18 protein-coding genes and 1 riboswitch are annotated in these 14,805 nt (G+C 46.4%); of the genes, 10 read left to right on the top strand and 8 right to left on the bottom strand.

Translation table 11 applies throughout. The features are described from left to right. Positions 1-39 precede the first annotated feature (39 nt). The gene (locus tag BN1080_RS15895) at positions 40-876 is read left to right on the top strand and encodes an endonuclease/exonuclease/phosphatase family protein (protein WP_052653728.1); all 837 of its coding nucleotides are present in this window, start codon (positions 40-42) and stop codon (positions 874-876) included. 47 nt (positions 877-923) lie between these two features. On the opposite strand, the gene BN1080_RS15890 is transcribed toward BN1080_RS15895, so the two are convergent. The 3 genes from BN1080_RS15890 to BN1080_RS15880 form a co-directional block, all read right to left on the bottom strand. Next, a complete protein-coding gene (locus BN1080_RS15890) occupies positions 924-1,553 on the bottom strand; it encodes a queuosine precursor transporter (RefSeq protein ID WP_052653725.1) in 630 nt (209 codons plus the stop codon). Between the two features lie 13 nt (positions 1,554-1,566). Continuing rightward, a complete protein-coding gene (queF, locus tag BN1080_RS15885; protein ID WP_052653722.1) occupies positions 1,567-2,061 on the bottom strand; it encodes a preQ(1) synthase in 495 nt (164 codons plus the stop codon). A gap of 96 nt (positions 2,062-2,157) precedes the next feature. Then, a riboswitch (PreQ1 riboswitch) is annotated at positions 2,158-2,205 on the bottom strand. Positions 2,206-2,261: 56 nt separating this feature from the next. Beyond that, positions 2,262-3,587 carry a cytochrome P450 gene (locus BN1080_RS15880; protein WP_052653719.1) on the bottom strand — a complete coding sequence of 442 codons (1,326 nt, stop codon included), beginning with the start codon at positions 3,585-3,587 and terminating at the stop codon, positions 2,262-2,264. A 117-nt stretch (positions 3,588-3,704) separates the two neighbouring features. Here BN1080_RS15880 and BN1080_RS15875 point away from each other — a divergent pair, with 117 nt between their 5' ends. The 4 genes from BN1080_RS15875 (at position 3,705) to BN1080_RS15860 (ending at position 6,176) form a co-directional block, all read left to right on the top strand. Beyond that, positions 3,705-4,631 (top strand): phosphotransferase family protein, encoded by a 927-nt coding sequence (locus tag BN1080_RS15875; RefSeq protein WP_052653716.1) that lies wholly within the window; start codon positions 3,705-3,707, stop codon positions 4,629-4,631. Positions 4,632-4,725: 94 nt separating this feature from the next. Beyond that, positions 4,726-5,259, top strand: a complete 534-nt coding sequence (locus BN1080_RS15870; protein ID WP_052653713.1) for a TraR/DksA C4-type zinc finger protein — start codon at positions 4,726-4,728, stop codon at positions 5,257-5,259. 102 nt (positions 5,260-5,361) lie between these two features. After that, a complete protein-coding gene (locus BN1080_RS15865; protein ID WP_052653710.1) occupies positions 5,362-5,709 on the top strand; it encodes a nuclear transport factor 2 family protein in 348 nt (115 codons plus the stop codon). Between the two features lie 68 nt (positions 5,710-5,777). Beyond that, entirely contained in the window at positions 5,778-6,176 is a 399-nt protein-coding gene (locus BN1080_RS15860) for a thiol-disulfide oxidoreductase DCC family protein (RefSeq protein WP_052653707.1), read from the top strand. Between the two features lie 200 nt (positions 6,177-6,376). On the opposite strand, the gene BN1080_RS15855 is transcribed toward BN1080_RS15860, so the two are convergent. Next, on the bottom strand, positions 6,377-7,588 hold the full coding sequence (locus BN1080_RS15855) for a DUF3238 domain-containing protein (RefSeq protein WP_052653704.1): 1,212 nt from the start codon (positions 7,586-7,588) through the stop codon (positions 6,377-6,379). A gap of 176 nt (positions 7,589-7,764) precedes the next feature. Here BN1080_RS15855 and BN1080_RS15850 point away from each other — a divergent pair, with 176 nt between their 5' ends. Beyond that, on the top strand, positions 7,765-8,616 hold the full coding sequence (locus BN1080_RS15850) for a GAF domain-containing protein (RefSeq protein WP_052653701.1): 852 nt from the start codon (positions 7,765-7,767) through the stop codon (positions 8,614-8,616). 40 nt (positions 8,617-8,656) lie between these two features. Here BN1080_RS15850 and BN1080_RS15845 read toward each other — a convergent pair whose 3' ends face one another. Continuing rightward, entirely contained in the window at positions 8,657-9,157 is a 501-nt protein-coding gene (locus tag BN1080_RS15845) for a metallophosphoesterase family protein (RefSeq protein ID WP_052653698.1), read from the bottom strand. A 155-nt stretch (positions 9,158-9,312) separates the two neighbouring features. Here BN1080_RS15845 and BN1080_RS15840 point away from each other — a divergent pair, with 155 nt between their 5' ends. From BN1080_RS15840 to BN1080_RS15825, 4 genes are all read left to right on the top strand, one after another. Beyond that, the gene (locus tag BN1080_RS15840) at positions 9,313-9,588 is read left to right on the top strand and encodes a hypothetical protein (RefSeq protein ID WP_052653695.1); all 276 of its coding nucleotides are present in this window, start codon (positions 9,313-9,315) and stop codon (positions 9,586-9,588) included. Between the two features lie 130 nt (positions 9,589-9,718). After that, positions 9,719-10,258, top strand: a complete 540-nt coding sequence (locus tag BN1080_RS15835) for a dihydrofolate reductase family protein (protein WP_052653692.1) — start codon at positions 9,719-9,721, stop codon at positions 10,256-10,258. A 273-nt stretch (positions 10,259-10,531) separates the two neighbouring features. Next, positions 10,532-11,155: a cell wall hydrolase gene (locus BN1080_RS15830; RefSeq protein WP_052653690.1), complete on the top strand. Its 624-nt coding sequence runs from the start codon at positions 10,532-10,534 to the stop codon at positions 11,153-11,155. A 103-nt stretch (positions 11,156-11,258) separates the two neighbouring features. Further along, on the top strand, positions 11,259-11,696 hold the full coding sequence (locus tag BN1080_RS15825; protein ID WP_052653687.1) for a DUF2269 family protein: 438 nt from the start codon (positions 11,259-11,261) through the stop codon (positions 11,694-11,696). Positions 11,697-11,740: 44 nt separating this feature from the next. Here BN1080_RS15825 and BN1080_RS15820 read toward each other — a convergent pair whose 3' ends face one another. From BN1080_RS15820 to BN1080_RS15810, 3 genes are read right to left on the bottom strand one after another with little or no spacing between them, the layout of a single operon-like run. Continuing rightward, positions 11,741-12,550 (bottom strand): carbohydrate ABC transporter permease, encoded by an 810-nt coding sequence (locus BN1080_RS15820; protein ID WP_052653684.1) that lies wholly within the window; start codon positions 12,548-12,550, stop codon positions 11,741-11,743. Between the two features lie 18 nt (positions 12,551-12,568). Then, on the bottom strand, positions 12,569-13,444 hold the full coding sequence (locus tag BN1080_RS15815) for a carbohydrate ABC transporter permease (protein WP_052653681.1): 876 nt from the start codon (positions 13,442-13,444) through the stop codon (positions 12,569-12,571). Between the two features lie 4 nt (positions 13,445-13,448). After that, the gene (locus BN1080_RS15810; protein ID WP_052653678.1) at positions 13,449-14,708 is read right to left on the bottom strand and encodes an ABC transporter substrate-binding protein; all 1,260 of its coding nucleotides are present in this window, start codon (positions 14,706-14,708) and stop codon (positions 13,449-13,451) included. Positions 14,709-14,805: the final 97 nt, after the last annotated feature.

Raw genomic sequence — 14,805 nt, 5'->3', positions numbered from 1 at the left:
AGCCAAGGCCATGCGTTACTATTCAGGAGGAGAGTTTTCATGGAAGAAAATAGGACGGTATCCACTATTCCACTTAAGGTTATGTCATTCAATATCGCTCATGGGATGGGAATGGATAATCGAGTGGATCTGGAGAGAATCGCCTATATCATTGAACAGTCAGGGACAGAAGTGATCGGCTTGCAGGAACTTGACCGTTATTTTGATGAACGCAGTTCGTTTATTGATCAGGTAGAATGGCTGAGCAAACGGCTCGGCATGTATGCAGCTTTTGGGGCGAATCTCGATTTTGAACCCCTTGAAGCGGAAAGGCCTCGAAGACAATACGGAAACGCTGTGTTCAGCAAATATCCCATCAAGTATGTAGAAAATCATTTATTGACTGAAGTGGAGTCGCCGTTTGCGCCAAGTGAACAACGAGGCATCTTGGAAGCGGTGATTGAAGTGGACGGCACCTACCTAAGCTTTTATAACACGCATTTATCCTTGAAAGAAGAACAGCTCCAACTAAATGTGGATGAAATTTTAGCCATTATGGACAAAAGTCAATTTCCAAAAGTGTTGACCGGAGATTTTAATGCGAATCCGGAACAACCGCAACTCAACCGATTCAGAAATGCATTGAATGATGTGTTCGCGGATGTGGAAGAAGGAAAATCTTTCACTTATCCGGCTCCTCATCAAGACGGAATTGACGGCGTGATGTTAAAGCCGATCACCCGCATTGACTATATTTGGACAGATTTACCAATGCCGCCAAAACAAGCATCAGTTATTGAAACTTCGGCTTCTGACCATTTGCCGATTGTAGCGGAGCTCGTGCTGGCTAGCGTGGCAAAGCCGACAAAATCTGCAGCAGGCATGAGAAATCAATAAACCGAAAAAAAGCCGGAAGCATCCTTTGCTTCCGGCTTTTTGCATGTTTATGAATAGCTGTGTTCAGTTGTTACCCGCTCGCGCCGGCAAATCTTCACCAGCAGATAGACAAGCGGGGTGTCGAGCGCTGCAGCGCACCACTTGAAGGCGTATTGCGTGAGAATCATCGCAATCAACGCAGACAGCGGCATCGTGCCGTAAAAAGCGATGGCGATGAAAATTGTTGTATCCACTAATTGGCTGACCATGGTGGAAGCATTATTGCGCAGCCATAATTTGGAGTCGCCATGGCGGTCTTTTAATTTGTGGAAGATGGTCACGTCTAAATTTTGGCTGATGAAATAAGAGACAAGGCTAGCTAACGTCACCCGGAAGCCCGCTGAAAAGATGGTTTCAAAAGATGCCTGGTCTCCGAAAAACGGAGCAGAAGGCAGCTGAATGGCAAAATAGATAAAAGCCAACGCACATAATTGCGTGATGAAACCGGCAAACACCGTTTTTCGCGCAGCTTCTTTTCCGTACACTTCCGCAATGGTATCGGTGATCGGAAAAGTGAATACATAGACAATGACGGCAGCAGGAAGAACGAGCCACTCGCCGATGCTGAAAAGTTTTACCGCTAAAATGTTCGAGAGAATCAATAGGCCGACAAAAGCGCCATTCAAGTAAAGCAGCATTTAAACGGCCTCCTTAGCGGTTGGTAATCGTTTCCGGATACATGTCGTGGTTCATTATCCGGTACGATGCCATTTCTTCGTATTTTGTTCCTGGCTTGCCGTAATTCGTATAAGGGTCGATGGAAAGGCCTCCGCGCGGCGTGAATTTCCCCCACACTTCAATGTAGCGGGGCTCCATTAACTTGATCAAATCGTTCATGATGATGTTGACCACATCTTCATGGAAATCGCCGTGGTTGCGGAAGCTGAATAAATACAGCTTCAAGGATTTGCTTTCCACCAATTTTTTATCGGGGATAAAGCTGATGTACATTGTCGCAAAATCGGGCTGTCCCGTCTGCGGGCAAAGCGAAGTGAATTCCGGGCAATTGAATTTCACGAAATAATCCCGTGTGTGGAGATTGTCGATCGGTTCCAAAATATCGGGATCGTATTCGAATTTGTATTTGGTGTTCTGATTGCCGAGCAACGATAAGTGATCCAGTGTGTCTTCATTTCTTCCTGTCATGAAAATAGGCCTCCTTCAAGTATCCGGCTTGAGAGAGGCCTATAAAAAAACGGAAAAAGAAAAGCCGAATCGCATGTGGATTCGGCTGAGTTTCGTCAATCCATAGTTTTTTATAGAGGGTGAAATGCTATGAACCTCTCCCGTTGCCGGGTTATAAAATTAGTCTAACTCATTCATAGTAAAAGACTTTCCAGGCTCTGTCAATGGCTATAGGAAGCGCGGACAATGCTTTGCCCATGTTCGCGGTAGAGTATATTGTCCGGAGTCTCTTTCAGCTTTTGGACGTTGCTGATGATAAACCGGCTCTTCGGCATGCTTGGCATGCGCGTCATGTCATAGGATAAATCCTGCGGTGGCACGGTGTAGCTGATGTTCTCCGTGAAGTATTTAAAGAACGCCTGCATCACCATAACCGTCATCCATTCGCCGGCACAGCGATGCCCCACGTAGTGGTCGCCACCGCCTTGCTGAACGAACGAAAACGGGCTGCCTTTCCAATTTTCAAAGCGCTCCGGAATGAATTCGTCCGGTCTATTCCAGCTGTCGGGATGGCGGTTCGTCCCGAAAATATCCAAGACGACCATCATATTTTTTTTGAAATGATAGCCATGCCACACGAAATCCTTTTTCACTTTGGCTGCCATCGCTGGCGTGAAAGGGTAATAGCGGCGGACTTCCTGTGCAAACATGTGGCTGTAATTGTTCTCATCCTTCTGCAATTTCATTTTCGTTTCCGGGTATTGATGAATCGCAAGCGCCCCGAAGGCAATAAGGAACGAAGTCGCAAGCATGGGTCGGTAGGAATTATTTAAGTCGACGGCAGCGGTATGGAGATCCAGGAACTTGCCGTCAGTTCCCCGGTGGTTCGCGACGATATAGGCAGCGGTATACGGCGGCGGGTTAAAGACACCTGAGCGGATATCCTGAATAATGTCTTTCAGCCAGGCTTCCTGGCTTTGCCGGGCAGCTGCTGCGCGTTTAAACCGCGCAATGGAGCCGTTGAATGAGTCGACCATCGCGACCAATTCTTCGGTGCGCTGCTTGACTTCGCTTTCTTTTAAAGGGAGGCCGGCCCAGTGGCAAATAGCGCGCGTCAAGATTTCCTGGACTTCCTCCATCAACACCACAGTATCCATCGTTTCCCACTGGCTCGCTTTGGCGTCGAGTTCTTCAATGGCCATTCGTTTAATATCTTCCAAACGCTCAGGCGTCATCATTGAAAGAAACATGCGCTTCAAGTGATGATGCTCTTCGCCGTCTCGGCCGTGGATGCCGCCTTCGCCAAGCAAAGTTTTCTTTAACGGTTTCGGCATCGCGCCTTTTCGTTTAAAGTATTGATTATCATAGAAAAGGGAAGCGGCTTCCTCACCGGAAATGCACACCGCTTTTTGGCCCATTAGGCGGGTTTCAAAAATATCGGATCCAAGTTCTTTGCGCCGGCTCGACATAAAATTAAATCCTTCATTGATTAGCGATAAGGTGCTATCTAATTCCTTTGCACGGGGAATTGGCGTTTTTACTTTCATCGGTTTCAGCTCCTCAATATTTTGCTTTATCTGCAATCAGGCTATAGCTTAAAATATACCCTTTGCCATTTTGGATAAACGCTGAATGGGAGCTGCATAAAAAGGAGACAGAGGATCATGGATCAAATATACGAAGTGACATCCGACATAAAGGCATGGCTTCAAAAGTCGCTGGGCGCAAAAAGCGAAATAAAAGAGCTTATCCCTTTGAAAGGCGGGACTTCCTCCCATCTTTTCGAATTTACTGCTGTACGCGATGGCCGGTTTGAACCGTTTGTTTTGCGCTTATTTACGTTAGAAGAATGGCTTGCAATGGAGCCGGATCTCGCAAAGCATGAAGCGGCTAGTTTACGGGAAGCCGGAAAGACCGGGCTAACCGTCCCGGAAATCGTAGCTTTTGATGAAACGGGCGAATTTTGCGGAGTGCCGGCCGTACTGATGACCAAAATCAGCGGAGAAGTCGTGTTGCAGCCGGACGATGAAAAGCACTGGCTGAAAGAAATGGCAGCCGCTCTGTCGAAAATCCACCTCCACAAAGCGGAAGGTTTCGGATGGGAGTATTTCGCTTATAACGATGCTTTGAAGATGGAGCGGCCGGTCTGGTCGAGTTGCCCGGACGAATGGATGCGGGCATTCCGTATTGTCGCCGGCATTCGGCCGCATGCAGAATTTTGTTTGATTCACCGGGACTACCATCCTACGAATGTTTTATGGGAAGGTGCCCAGATCAGCGGGATTGTGGATTGGGTCAATGCTTGCCGAGGGCCAGCCGGAATTGACGTCGGACATTGCCGCCTTAATCTCGCATTGCTGTACGGAATTCCTGCAGCGGACGGATTTTTAGCCGCTTACGAGCAGGCAGCAGGAGAAAAGTTCACCTATCATCCTTATTGGGATTTATCGGCGTTGGTCGATTTTGCGGAAGGCACGCCAACGGTTTATCCCGGATGGACTGCCTTTGGAGTAGCCGGTTTGACAGATGAGTTGATGCGGCACCGGTTCGATGGATATCTTCTGAATCTGCTAAAGCGATTTGATAGATAAAATAGCGGAGTTCGGGTTTCGGCAATGCTTGCAGGTTTGATTTCTCCTAAAACGGAAATATACAAACCAAGCAAGCTTTTGAGGAGGAACCAAGATGACAGATCAACAATTACAGGGATTAAAAGAACAATTGATCGAACAAAAGAGTTCTCTAGAAGACCGTGTTGAACATACAGAAGAATTTGATACGACGGAGCTGTCGAATTACGATAATCACCCGGCAGATAATGCCACCGACTTGTTCGACCAGGAACGGGGCATGGCGCTCAACCAATTCAAAGAAGATGAATTGGACGATGTCAACGCGGCATTAGCGGCCATGGAAGAAGGCACTTATGGAAAATGCACCGTTTGCGGAAAGGATATTCCGTATGAACGGCTAGAAGCATTGCCAACCGCTTTGACCTGCATCGACCATGCTGATCAAAATCCAGATTTGACGACTCGTCCGCCGGAAGAAGATGTGCTCCAAGGGGCTACTGGCCAGCCGGTCGAGAAAGAAGACGGACGCCTGCGCGACTATACGGATTCCTTTGAAGATGTAGAAGACTATGGCTCTTCCGATGGCCCGCAGGATCAGCCTGGAAAAGACGAAGATATGAAAGAATTTTACGAAGACGAAAAATAAGACTCAGCCTCTGCTACTGGCAGAGGCTTTTTTGCGGAGAAATGGTTGACGCTCTTTCGTTTATTTCCTACAGTAGTAAGAAATACAGGAGGGGGAAATGAGATGAGAGGGTTGGAGCAGGAGATTTATGAGCTGGAGTGCAGCCACATCCATCCAGAAGTGCGCATTTCCAAACAAAAACTGGGCGAAGTGCTCGATGATGAATTTTACGAAATCGGCAGTTCGGGGCGGATTTGGAGAAGGGCGGATTACGATGAAGATCATGCGCTCACGCCTGACGAGATGGAGATTTCCGATTTTCTTCTGCATCCACTCGGCGAAGAAGCGGTATTGACCACTTACCAGATTTGGAATAAAACAAGCGGCAAAAAATCGCTGCGCAGTTCGGTATGGAAAAAGCGGACATCTGGCTGGAAGCTCTTCTTCCACCAAGGCACGCCTTCCAAGTGAGCCGTGTTTGAGCAGCAGGAAAAGAGGTTATTTAAGGAGTAACACGTTTTTGCAAAGGAGAGATTTAGATGGATCACGCCGTAGTGTTATTTGACGGGGATTGTAATTTCTGTGACTCAAGTGTTCAATTCATCATACAGCACGACCCGGCCGGCTATTACCAGTTTGCGTCCCTGCAAAGCGACGTCGGAATGGAAATGCGCCAAAAATACGGTGTGCCGGACGATGTCGACAGCTTAGTGCTGATCAAAGACGGACAGGCCTATGTTAAATCGGAAGGGGCCTTAATGATTTCCCGCCATTTAACCGGTTTGTGGAAATTGGCTTATTATTTAAAACCGTTTCCTCGCGCTGTGCGTGACGGCGCTTACGATGTATTTGCGAAAAACCGCTATAAAGTTTTCGGAAAGCTCAACAGCTGTATGCTTCCGCCGCCGCATATCCGCAAACGCTTTTTGGACAAATAAAACAAGCTGGATGCCATGTGCATCCAGCTTTTTAATGTGTGGAAAGGGCTAAGGTTAAAACGGCTCTTTCCGCTTTTCTTTGTCCAGTTCCGTCGCCTAACCGCTCGAGGTCGCTTCAGCCTTATCCGCAATGCCAAAGAGCGCCATTGCCGCTAAGGCTTTCAGCGCTTGTCGCGGCTACATAGGCGACTGCACTTTTCTCACTCAAAATTCGATATTCTCCAATACTGGCTGGCGATGGATCTGGACATCCAGGCGAGGCCTTTGCTTTCGGCTTCGTGGATTTGGAACCAGTCGTTCATTTTGTCATTTTTCAAGTAGACTTCGTGGTTGGGCGCTTGGTCGTGCAGGCCGACGATGTCGTATTGGCCATTGCGGTAAAAAGTTGCCGATACGTTATAGTCGATATTCGGCGATGTCGTCAAGGGATTGCCGACGCTATGCGTTAAGGAGATGTTGACATTCCGGTCGTCTTCTTTCACTTTCTCCACCTGTACGTCTTTTGAAGAAGCGACGTCGGCTTTCCGGAATTTTTTCCGCCAGTCGTAGGCAATGCTGACGCCGACATCTTTTTTGAATTCAATGCGGGATTCTTCATCCCGCAGCTCGAGTGTGAAATTCACTTGAGTCCGGTAATCTTTTGCTTCTGCATCAAATCCGCGGTCATCGCCGCCAAAATAGCGGTTGGGTGACAGCATATTCGGGTTTTGCAGAAGATCATCGGGGAGGAACGTCGTATAGCGGAAATCCCATGTGCGGTTTTGGTCGGAAACATCCGTTTTTGGTGGATCTCCTAAAAGCTGATCGATGGATGCAAGCTTTTTGGTAACCCAAAATTCTTCCATCGCTGCTTTATCTTGAGAAGATTTGATGTTAAAAAAACCGAAGATGTTGGCCAGGAATGATTTCTCTTCGCTGAAATCGGTTTCGGATCTTTCAAGCGGACGTTTGGCACGAATCCAATACGTGTAGGCTTGATCTTTCTCGATATCCCGATCTGTGTATTGTCTTTTTTGGGTCGTATCAATCAATTCGCCATCACGGTATACCTCGTATTCTTCGACGCCATCAATGCCTCCCCAGGCAAGCGCAATTTTTGAAGGGGTGATGATGGTGGTGAAAGCCCTTTGCTGGAGGAGATTGACGATATCTTCCGAATGATTTTCCGTACTGGTCTGCATTTTGATGCGCTCAGTTGTATGGCCCGAATGGTCGAGGCGGTCAATCGTATACGTATACATTTCGCCCGCCTTTAAGTTTTCATCTGTAAAGCTATAACCTGTCCCTTCATAAATGACGGTTGCGTCTCTTTTGACTTTGCAGGCATCGCCTGTATCGGTCCATTCAAAATAGATGCTTGTATCGGTTTGCTTCAATAGGTCAATTTCCAAATGCGTTGTTGCCTGATTCATTCTTCTGCCTCCTTCAAATGGGTTTGGTAAGCTATACCCGAATCCCGAACTTCCTGAACATTCCAGTGAGGGCAAAAGCCCCCAACCCATTCATTTGCAAAGCCCTTGAACAAATAGTATGTTAAAGAAAGAGTGTGCAGTGAACTGCACGAGAAAAAGCGGAAGGAGGGGAAAGAATGACTTTGAACGAAACGCAAGCACCCAGAAGCTTCAAAAGTTTTGAGCAGGCGGCAGACCATATCTTGGCGTTATTGAGCACGCAACTGAATATCAATACGTTATTCATTGCCAAAAACGACGGGCAAAGAAACGAAATCGTCCGGGCAGTCAATGCAAAAGAAACCTTGGTCGAAGAAGGCCATTCGTCCCCCCTGAATCAAACCTTCTGCAGTTTAAGCATCAACTACGGAAAAGATGCACTGATTATTGAAGACATTGCTGCAGACCCCCTTTCCAATAAACTCGAAATTGCTTCGCGTTTCGGAAACGGTTCATTTGTAGGGATTCCGATTTATTATGAAAATGGGGAAGTGTACGGCACCATCTGCGGCCTTGACACAGAGTCCTTCGAATTCACTGAAGAAAATCAGCGGCTATTCGAAATGATGTCATCGCTCCTGACGTATGTGCTTGAACTGGAAAAAGCGAATGAGCAGATTCAGTTTCTTTCATCTCCTCTTGTTCCGGTTACGAAAGGCGTAGCGATTTTGCCGATTATCGGTGATATTACAGCTAAACGTGCTCAGTTTATCCTGAATGATGTATTGGTTAAAAGCAGCGACCAAAATCTGGATTACTTGGTGATTGATGTTTCCGGAGTTTCGCAAATCAATTCAGTCGTCGGAGAATACTTGCTCAAGCTTGTCAGCATGCTGAAACTGATTGGCATTGCTCCTGTGTTGACAGGCGTCCAACCATATATGGCGCTAAAAGTTCCGCATTTTGCTGAAAGCTTGAAAGGCATCCTAATCGAAGCGAATCTTGAAACGGCTCTGAAGCAGCTCGGATTTGTCCTCATAAAAGAATGAAAAACAAACGGACCCGCGCAGTAAGCGCAGGTCCGTTTTCTTATTCTTCCTTATCAAAAAATACGTGTTTGAGTTCCCAAGTGTCGCCAATTTCAAGGAGGCCAAAAGAATATTGGGATTCGCGCCGTTTGTCCGTGGGAGAACCGGGGTTGAAGAGTGTAATGCCTTCAACTTCGCGTCTGATGGGTGTATGGGAATGGCCGAAAACGATGATATCGACATGTTCCCCTTCAAAAGCATCAAACGCCCGCTGCTCGGTCGTTTTTCGAATGCCGTCTCCGTGCACGACTCCGATTTTTAAATCGCCGAACGTGAGGATTTTCTTCTTGCCAAAGCGGTCCAGGATTTCCCATGGATCGACATTCCCGGTAACGCCATCTGTTTCGGCATAGGCAGCCAATTCATAATAGACGTCCAGCGTTTGCCAATCGCCTGCATGGATGATGAAATCTGCCGTCTGGCATTCAGCAACCAACTTCTGCGGCAATTTTTTGGAGCGGTTTGGAATATGCGTATCGGAAACAATGACAATCTTTTGCATGTGCATCCCTCCGTCGTTTCAAGATACTTAAACTGTATCAGAGAAATGGGGAGCCGTCTAAGCGAATCCTATTTGTTACTAAACTGAAATGATTAATTTTTTCAGGAAAAGGGAACATAGTTTTATAAGCAAATACGGTTTTTGGAGGAATAGCAATGGATAATAAAACATTTGTCTACACAGGAATGGCAGTAGCCAGCGGAATTCTGTTGCTCACTGCCTACAACAAAAATAAGAAAAAGAAAATTTGGGTCTTTGAAGACAACGATATGCGAAATAGCTTAGAAGTCGACCGTGAAGAAAGTGTAAACGCGCCTTATGACGAAGCGGAAATCGGGCTGACGAAATTGGATTCGGCTTTGCGGTCGGAATGGCAGGCAAATGGCTTCCCCCAGACGCATAGAGGAATGAAAGAACTCGGAAATTCTTGATGGGAACGCGGCGCTGGGATGAAAAGACTCGGCGCTATTTTTTTTATGTTTCCTTAACTTCCAGAGGGATGTCCATGTGATAGAGTAAATGAAACTCAGCAAGCAATAAAAAGCAGGAAGAGGTGGAAAAATGGAAGATCAGCGAAAGCTTGTCTGCTATATAGCAGCCAGTCTGGATGGCTATATAGCGACGGAAGATGATTCATTGGACTGGCTTTTTAAAGTTGAAATGGATGGGGACGCGGGCTATGCCGAATTTATGGAAACGATCGATACGGTCGTAATGGGAAGGCGCACTTACGAGTGGGTGATGGAAATGGAAAAAGGAAAGTTTCCATATGAAGACAAAGAATGCTATGTATTTTCAAGCAGGCCGAATGAAAATAGCATGCATGCTATTTTCACAAACGAAGACATCCCGAGTTTCGTCAAACGGCTCCGAAAACGCCAAGGAAAGAATATTTGGGTAATCGGAGGCAGCTTTCTGCTCCAAGCTTTTCTGCACGAAGATTTGATGGATGAATTTATCATTTCAATCGCCCCCACTTTAATTGGCAGAGGCATCCCGCTTTTCCAGGAGCTTGAGAAAGAAATTGAATACGAACTGAAATCCGTTGAACAGTCCGGCCAATTTGCACAGCTGCATCTGGTTCGGAAACCGGTTATTTAAAAGGGCTTGGAAAAGTCCTTTTTTGCTGCAGAATTCTTACCCGAGCGGCTTGTACGGTATGTGAATCCTTTTTCCTTCAAAGCCGTAAGCAGAACTTCATAGACTTTCGCTGAAAAAACTTGCTTTATTCAAAAAATAGGATGTGGACATGACTATTGAACTTTTCTTTTCAATAAAGAAAGTAGGTCTGATGGATATTATCCATTCTTCTCGCCCCCTATACTAAAAGGAAGGAACGCATACGATCGTTCCGGAATAGAAGGGAGAGAAAGCATGAAAATCATTAAAACATTTACGTTTGTATTGTTTACTGTATTCTTTCTAAGTTTTTCTCAAACAGAAGCAGAAGCTCATTCTGGAGATCTTCACCTGGGCTCTACGGGGCAGCAAGTCACTGAATTGCAGACCTTATTGAAGAAACTCGATTATTTCCATGTAGATCCGACAGGCTATTACGGCCCGATAACCGAAAAAGCAGTAGCTCGTTTCCAGCACGATTTCAACATTCCTTCAACGGGCTATACAGGTCCTTTGACGCAAAACAAAATTGATCAAGTGAAAATGATGGCGCGTACGGTGCATGGAGAAGCGCGCGGTGAAAGCTACAAAGGACAGGTAGCCGTCGCAGCCGTTATTTTAAACCGTATCGATTCCGCCCATTTTCCAAACAGTACATATAATGTCATTTTCCAGCGCAACGCTTTTACGGCGGTAAATGATGGCCAGTATTGGCTGAACCCGAACCGTTCCGCTTACCAGGCGGTAAGAGATGCCTTGCAAGGCGCTGATCCGACAGGCGGGGCGACATATTACTATAACCCTGCTGGTGTAACGGACACCTGGATTTTCACCCGCGACGTCGTCACGAAAATCGGCAAACACTATTTTGCCAATTAACGAAATGGAAAAGGAGAGGTGCAGATGATCTGCAGCCCCTCCTTTTTTCATGTTTCCCCTGTATAATAAAGCAAGAATGATAAAAAGGGCGTTGAAATGATTTATGGTCTACACATTGATTTTATTCGCGCATATCATGAGCGCTATTTTGTCCATCGGCCCTTTTTTTGTCCTGATTCCTTTGCTGAAGCGAATGGAAGGCGTGGCGGAAAACGTGCTGGACGCACAAATTCAAACGTTCAAGTCGGCTATTCGGCTTGTAAAGCACGCAGGGCATGTGCTGGTGGCTTCAGGTGTGCTCATGATTTGGCTGGGCTACTGGCCGTGGTCCACTTCGTGGATCATCATGACTTTAGCTATCATGTTCGCTTCCGTATTCTTTCTGGCGCGGGCATTCAAGCCGACGTTGAAAAAGTTTGAGTCGCGGGATCATGACCGCAGCCATTTGATCAAAAAATTGAACCGGTCTGTCTGGATCTACATTCTTCTCTTGCTTGTGATGCTTTGGCTGATGGTCGCAAAACCGCAGCTTTGGCAATAAAAAAGGAGTTGCCCCGAAATAGGGCAGCTCCTTTTTTGATTCGCTTAGCCTTTTACTGCACCGGCGGTCATGCCAGCGACGAAATAGCGCTGCAAGAAAACATAGGCGACGACCATCGGAGCCGAGGCAATGACGACGCCGGTGAACAGCATCGGATAATTCGTGGCATACTGCCCTCTAAATTCCAATAAAGCGAGCGGTAAAGTCTTATAAGCATTGTCCGTGATGAATAGCAACGGATAGAGCAAGTCGTTCCAATGCATCACGAACAGGAAAATAGCGGTTGCCGAGAGAGAAGGCAAAGATAAGGGAATAGCGACTTTCGTGAACATTTTCCAGTTGCCGGCCCCGTCGATTGTCGATGCTTCAAACAATTCTTTCGGCAAGGTTTTCATAAAGCCGGTCAAGATAAAGACCGCGATAGGCAATGTGGAAGAGATGTTGACCAAAATTAATCCAACTAAACTATTGGTGAGGCCGATATTCAGCACGAGCGAATAGAGCGGCACCATAATCACTTGGGCCGGCACCATCATGCCAAGCGTGAACAAGGCGAAAAGAATATTGCCAAGCCAATTGCTGAGCCGGGTGATGCCAAAAGCGATCATGGCAGCGAACAGCAAGGTGAACGAAACCGAGAACAGCGTGACCACAGTGCTGTTCATGAAATATCCGGCCATGGTCTGTTCTTGGAAAATGGCAACGTAATTATCGAATTTGATGCCGCCTTCCGGAAACCCGAGCGGATTTGCAAACGTTTCCTGGAGGGTTTTCACAGAAGTCAGTAGGACGATAATTAGCGGCACCAGGATCAGCAACGCATAAACGAATAGGGAAAACCTTTTAAAAAGCAACCCGTTCTCCTCCTTTCATCAATAGGAAACCCGGTCCGACCGCAATGCTTTGAATTGCAGGAACGTGATAAAAGCGATAATGATCATGAAGATCACGGAAATGGAACTTGCGTAGCCGAATTGATAGCTTCTGAAAGCGACTTCGTAAATATAAGTGGCGATGATTTCAGTCGAGTTATTCGGTCCGCCGCCCGTCATGGCAAAGACGAGGTCGAATGCTTTAAACGATTGGATGGTCGTATAAGCGACAACAATCGTAGCAGAAGGGGCAAGGAGCGGCCACGTGACGCTTCGGAAAGTCTGCCATTTGCTGGCGCCTTCGATTTTTGCCACTTCATACATTTCCTGCGGGATGGCTTGCAGTCCGGCGACAAAAACGATGAGCATCTGTCCCGCATGAAACCAGATCTGGGTGATGGCCAATGAATAAATCGCGATATTGGCATTGCCCAGCCAGTTTTGTGCAAGGAAGTCAAGCCCCGCTAATTCGAGAAGCTGATTTAAAATCCCGAGTGACGGATCATAGATGAATGACCAGATGAACGCCACGGAAACGGATGAAAGAATCGTCGGGAAAAAATACAAAGCTCTAAGAAAAACGGTGGTTTTCGTGTTTTTCAGGACAATCATCGCAAAAGCGAGTGCCACGACTGTCTGCAAAATGACGACAACCAACATGAACTTCAAGTTATTGCCGACGGTTTTCCAGAAAATCGAATCTCCGGTAAGAGCTCTTTCAAAGTTATGGAATCCGACAAATTGAAACGCTTCACTGAAGCCGTCCCAGTCCGTGAACGAGTAGAAAAGGGCACTGGCCGTCGGATAAAGAAAGAAGATGCTGTAAAGAATCAATCCTGGAAGAAAGAATAAATAAATGGTTTTTGAAGTTTTCATGACATCATTCCCTGTTTTCGTCTACGATTTTCTGTGCAGCTTCAGCAGCTGCCATCGGCTCTTCACCGCCGAGTACATTTTCAATCGAACTCAAGACCGCATCTTCAATTTGGGCGTTGGTGATCAAAAAGCGCGGCTGGAACCGTGTTTTCTTTTCATCGATCCAATAAGCCGTATTTTTCAAAGCTTCTGACTCATAATTCACGTCGGTCACCGTTAAATGCTGGCCTGTGCCGTTTGCATATTTTGAGGCAATTTCAGGCTCGCTAAGGAAGTCGATGAATTTTTTTGCCTGTTCTTGTTTTTCGGATTTGCTGTTTACTGCGAGCATAAATGTAGCGGTATTGATGCCTTCATAAACCGCTTCGCTTTCTTCTACCGTAATGGGTGCCAGTAAATCCAATTGAAGATCCGGATTCAACCCTAAAATAGAAGCCATATGGTAAGAGCCGCTCGCAATCATGGCAGCTTCCTCATTTGCCACCATTGCCATGGCAGAATCCGAATTTGTGCCTAACGCATTTTTTTGGATATAGCCTTTTTGTTCAAGCAATTGGAAGTCTTCCAACGTCTTGACCCACCATTCATTTGTCAAAGACTCTTCGCCGCTTTGCAATTTTGCGAAGACATCTTCATCCAGTGCATTGTTCATCATCATGCTGTTCATAAATTGGTTTGGTCCGATATCTGCACCTGGAAAAGCGATGGGAGTAATTCCGTTTTCAAGAAGCGTATCGGCCATTTCTTGGAATTCAGTCCAACTCTTTGGTACCTCTAATCCTAATTTTTCAAACATTCCTTTGTTGTAGACCGGGATGTTGAATACGAGCTGATAGGGAAGCGCCAATTGCTTGCCGTCTTTCTGCCCGACGGAAATTAAATTTTCATCGAACTTCGAAACAAACTCTTCATCTGTCAAATCTGCGAAAATACCCGCTTTTTGAAGAGATTCAAATTGCGCGCCTGGGAAAGAAGTGAAGACGTCTCCCGTAGAGCCTTCTTGCAGCATGCGCTGTGCGGTAGCTTGGTATTGATCGGAAGGATAAATGTTCATTTCGACAGCGATGTCGGGGTTAGCATCTTCAAACTCAGCGATGATCTCATCGAATACAGCTTTGTCTTCATTGCGCCAATGCATAAAGCTGATGGTCGTTTTGTCTCCGGAATCTTCTCCGCTGCTTCCTCCGCTTTCGCCTGCACAGCCAGTCAGGACCAGCAGCAAGACCAGCATACTTGTCCATAAAGAAAAAGATGTTCTCGTCATTTGTATAGCCTCCCTTTTTTATAGATTATCGTGCTCATTAATAGTTATACCGTACTCTTATAGATTAATACAGAATTATCCGATAGAAAGGGTGGTG

The sequence above is a fragment of the Planococcus massiliensis genome, assembly GCF_000821325.1.
Classification (GTDB): domain Bacteria; phylum Bacillota; class Bacilli; order Bacillales_A; family Planococcaceae; genus Planococcus; species Planococcus ruber.
The sequence above is the reverse complement of the archived record's forward strand: the minus strand, read 5'-3'. Positions and strand labels throughout refer to the sequence as shown.